The sequence below is a fragment of the Streptomyces sp. NPDC051776 genome (genome assembly GCF_040681345.1).
In the GTDB taxonomy this organism is placed as follows: Bacteria; Actinomycetota; Actinomycetes; order Streptomycetales; family Streptomycetaceae; genus Streptomyces.
Genome location: NZ_JBFAYQ010000122.1, coordinates 1 through 4,154 on the forward strand (window position 1 = coordinate 1; position 4,154 = coordinate 4,154).

Genomic DNA, 4,154 nt, shown 5'->3' on the forward strand with positions numbered 1-4,154 from the left:
ACCCCGGCGGCCTGACGGCCGCCGGGGTCATTTCATCCCGTCCCGCCAACAACCCGAACGTCGCCTTCATGCACACCTTCCGCGTCGCGCAACACCCGCCCCCGCTTCCCGGCCCAGAGCCACGGAGCCGAGTGCCGAGTGTGAAGCCCCGCCGGAAGTCTGTACCGCACCCGCGACGGGAAGACCGCGACCGAAGTACCACACCGCTCGCGTCATCCTTCTGCCCGCGATCTGGGAGGAGCTGGACGTCCTCGTGCTGGAGGACCGCGGCCCCGGCGGACCAGGTGATGCAACCGGTGTTGGGTTCTAGGCTGCGGATATGACCGAGATCCAGACCTCGACGCCTCGCGACGCCTTCGAGTTGCTTCTGGCCGGTAACCAGCGCTTTGTTGCCGACGCCCCCGAGCACCCGAACCAGGACGCCACCCGCCGCGCAGAGATCGCACCAGCCCAGCAGCCCTTCGCCGTGTTGTTCGGGTGCTCCGACTCCCGGCTGGCCGCCGAGATCATCTTCGACCGCGGCCTGGGCGACCTGTTCGTGGTGCGCACCGCCGGGCATGTGGCCGGTTCGGAGGTTCTGGGCAGCATCGAGTACGGGGTGAGCGTGCTGGACTGTCCGTTGGTCGTGGTTCTGGGACACGACTCGTGCGGGGCCATCGAGGCTGCCCGTGTTGCCGCCGATGGTGGCAGGACGCCGTCCGGGTTCGTGCGTGATGTCGTCGAGCGGGTGACTCCGAGCGTGTTGGCTGCCCGGGCTGCCGGACGTGAGCAGGCCGAGGAGATCCTCCATGAGCACATCCGGCACACCGTGGACCTGCTGCTGGACCGCTCCCGCGTTCTGGCCGCGCGGGTCGCCGCCGGCCGCCTCGCTGTGGCGGGTCTGTCCTACCGGTTGGCAGATGGCAGTGCGCAGCTGGTCGCCTCCCACGGACTGGGCAGGGCTGCCCCCCCACGATGAAACCCGCGGCCAGCCGCCCGGACTTTCAGCTTCAGCCTCAGAAGCTGTTTCGTCGTCCGGCTGAGCAGGAGAATGGCCCGGCCACCGGTCCGTCAGCCGGTGGAACCGCGGCGTGACGCCTTGGTCGGCTCGATTGGCCACTCGGAGGGGTGGAGGGGTTGCACTGGGGTTTCCTGACCGCGGTCTGCTCGTGGCGTTCCTCCTGGACGGTGACCTGCGTCGTGTTCGGCGCAGGTCGAGCAGGAGGGGGGAGAGGCTGCGGTGCAGGGCGATTCTGGCTGGAGTAGGTGAGCTGTCTGCCGGGCGGGGAACCCGGACGAGTTGTTCGTTGAAGGTGCGCAGCAGAACCGGGCCAAGGCCACGTGCGTGGCGTGCCCGGTGCGCACGGACCGCGCCTACCTGCGCCGCCGTGGAATCCACTGCACCATCCCGGACAAGAACGACCAGGCACGCAACCGCCGGAAAATCGGCTCCCGCGGGTCCGGCCGCCGCACTTCGACCCGGTCACCCACCGCGAGCGTCACGCGGTCGAGTGCGGGATCAACCGCCTCAAGAGGCGTCGTTGTCAGCCGGTACGACCAGCTCGCCGTCCGCTACGAGGCGACCGTCCTCGTCGCAGCCATCAACCTTGTGGTTGTGAGCCTCAGTCGTCACGCGGTGAAGCCAGAGTGGACGGATCCGTCGACTCCGTCGCCGTTCGCTCAGCAACCATGCGCTCGCGGTCAGAGGCCGCCCTTGATCTTCTTCATGGTGAGGTGGGATTCGAGGCGCTGGACGGCGGGGTGGCCGGTGAGTTTGTCCATGACGAAGGCTTCGTAGGCGGTGTTGTCGGCGATGGCGACGCGGACGAAGTAGTGGGGGCTGCCGTACATGCGCCGGAACTCGATCACCTCGTCGTAGGAGGCGAGGGTGGCCTCGAACTCCTCGATCGTGGTGCGGTCCTGGGCGTAGATCTCGATGTCGACGAGGACTTCCAGGCTGCGCCCGATCGCCTCGGGGTTGACGACGGCCCGGTAGCCGGCGATGACGCCGCCCTCCTCGAGGCGCTTGACGCGCCGCAGGCAGGAAGGGGGTGTCAGCCCGACGCGCTTGGCGAGTTCGACGTTCGTCATCCGACCGTCTCCCTGTAGATGCAACAAAATGTCACGGTCCACGGCATCCAGCCTTACAGCATTGCGCATGACGACAAATCATAGCGGCGATCGGCAACCACATAAGCCTGCTTCTTTTCTAAAGTTGCGGCATGAGTACAGCTCCGGTCCCGGTCGTCGATCCTCCTCGCCCTGCCCGTACGCCAGGCGGGCTGCGCGCCGAGACGTTCGCGGGGCTCATGGACTCCATGCCGGTCGGACTCGCTCTGTTCCCGATGGGGCTGGCCTTCGGGATGCTGGCCACCCACTCCGGCCTGCCGTGGTGGTCGGCACCGATGTTCTCCGCCGTCATGTACACCGGCACGCTGGAGTTCCTGCTCATCCCGATGCTGCTGGCAGCCGCGCCGCTGGTCACCATCGCCCTGACCACGCTGCTGGTCAACGGCCGCCACGTCTTCTACGCGTTGTCCTTCCCCCTGCACCGCGTCGAGGGACATCTGGCCAGGCTCTACAGCACCTTCGCGCTCAGCGACGAGGCCTACGCCATGACCACCGGCGGACAGGCCCGCACCTGGTCGAGCGCCCGCATCGTGTCCTTCCAGGCGTTCAACCACCTGTACTGCGTCGCCGGCTCACTCATCGGCGCCCCGGCCGGCAAGCTGATCGCACCGCGCATCACCGGCCTGGATTTCGCCATGACCGCGCTCCTCGTCGTCTTGGCCCTCGACGCCATCCGCGACCGGCGCCACGATCTACCCACCCCGCTCCTGGCGCTGTTCGCGGCGATCATCGCCCGCCTGATCACCCCCGGCCAGATGCTGCTCACCGGGTTCGGTCTGTTCTCCGCCGCCCTGCTGGTCCGCCACTTCGCCGCCCGCCGAAGGCCCGCCAATGTCTGACACCCGCTACCTGATCGCCGTCGCCGCCGTCTGCTGTGCGCTCACCTGGGGGCTGCGCGCCCTGCCCTTCACCGCCCTCACGCAGCTACGCTCCAGCCGCGCCCTGCAGTTCCTCAGCACCCGCATGCCGGCCGGAGTGATGGTGATCTTGAGTCTGTACACGTTGCGCACGCTGCCCCTGACCGAGATGCGGGCGATCGCCCCGCTGGCAGGTCTGGCGGTCACCGTCGGTCTGCACCTGTGGCGCCGCAACGCATCGCTCAGCGTCCTCGCGGGCGCCGCCGTCTGCGTCACCCTCTCCAGCACCTTTTTCGTACCGTGACCGACGCCCATTCCCGGCCCGGGCCCGTCTCCACCGCGCGGGCCCTCCAACGAACGCTGCCCCGAAAGGTGCTCGTGGGCAGAAGAAGGAGAGTTCTCCAGTGCTCGATGTTCCGGGCAAGATCGCGGTCACCCCGCTGCTGATCGGCGGTGCCAGCCTGGCCGGGCGCCGTTTCGGCCACCGGGTCGGCGGCGGCTCGTCGCCCTGTGCCGACCTCCGGACCAGTCGCGTTCCTCCTCGCCACCGACGACGAGTCCCGCCTTCTCCGGCGGTGCCGCCGTCGGGATGCTCGCCGGCTCCCAGCTCGTCTTCGCCCTCGCCTACCGAGCCCTCGCCCACCTGGGCATCACCGGTGCCCTCGCCACGGGTTGCACGGCGTTCGCCGCGACGACCGTGGTCTTGGCCACCCTGAACCGGCCTGCCAAATTCAGCCGCGGCCGCGGGGGAGTGCCCTCCTGGTTGCGGTCGCTATCTGCTCCAGGGGTGCTGCCTCGAGCCGCAGTGCCAGCGCGGGGCACCGGCGTACGGCGCGTTGCGCACTGCGCTTCAGATGTATGGGGACGGATGCGTCCGCCAGTGCCGGGTAGCCGTCGTGGGCGATCTGGATGAGTTCCGGCACCAGCTCCGCGCAGACCCCGTGGCCCTCGCACAGCGTCCAGTCCACGGCCAGCTTCTCGCCGCTGGTGATGCCCCCTTTCTCGTAGCCGGGGACGGGCAGCGGCAGCAGGCCGTGCGTGGGCCGTCCGCAGCCGCCGCGCAGCATGTGTGCGGCGAGGTCGTCGGTGAATGCCTGCAGTGCGGACTGGATGAAGCGCACGGATCCGTCCGGATGCTGGCAGGCACCGCGGCCGCGCACGGCCTGAGTGACCTGCCGTACGGCCTCC

The 4,154-nt window shown here is 68.9% G+C and carries 5 protein-coding genes and 1 pseudogene; 4 read left to right on the plus strand and 2 right to left on the minus strand.

Annotated features, from left to right (window positions below; translation table 11 throughout):
- Positions 1-319 precede the first annotated feature (319 nt).
- Both AB0M26_RS31380 and AB0M26_RS31385 read left to right on the plus strand, forming a co-directional pair.
- Positions 320-958 carry a carbonic anhydrase gene (locus AB0M26_RS31380; RefSeq protein ID WP_365266330.1) on the plus strand — a complete coding sequence of 213 codons (639 nt, stop codon included), beginning with the start codon at positions 320-322 and terminating at the stop codon, positions 956-958.
- A gap of 261 nt (positions 959-1,219) precedes the next feature.
- Positions 1,220-1,348 (plus strand): annotated as a pseudogene (locus tag AB0M26_RS31385) (WhiB family transcriptional regulator); the annotation flags it as partial.
- A gap of 332 nt (positions 1,349-1,680) precedes the next feature.
- Here the strand turns inward: AB0M26_RS31385 and AB0M26_RS31390 are convergent.
- Entirely contained in the window at positions 1,681-2,139 is a 459-nt protein-coding gene (locus AB0M26_RS31390) for an Lrp/AsnC family transcriptional regulator (RefSeq protein WP_365266333.1), read from the minus strand.
- A gap of 62 nt (positions 2,140-2,201) precedes the next feature.
- Here AB0M26_RS31390 and AB0M26_RS31395 point away from each other — a divergent pair, with 62 nt between their 5' ends.
- On the plus strand, positions 2,202-2,948 hold the full coding sequence (locus AB0M26_RS31395) for an AzlC family ABC transporter permease (RefSeq protein WP_365266336.1): 747 nt from the start codon (positions 2,202-2,204) through the stop codon (positions 2,946-2,948).
- Complete coding sequence (locus AB0M26_RS31400) at positions 2,941-3,270, plus strand: AzlD domain-containing protein (RefSeq protein WP_365266339.1); 330 nt, start codon at positions 2,941-2,943, stop codon at positions 3,268-3,270. The genes AB0M26_RS31395 and AB0M26_RS31400 overlap by 8 nt, the downstream gene beginning before the upstream one ends.
- Before the next feature lie 427 nt (positions 3,271-3,697).
- Here the strand turns inward: AB0M26_RS31400 and AB0M26_RS31405 are convergent.
- Positions 3,698-4,154 (minus strand): ferredoxin (locus AB0M26_RS31405; protein ID WP_365266341.1); only part of this gene is annotated, 457 nt, incomplete at its 5' end.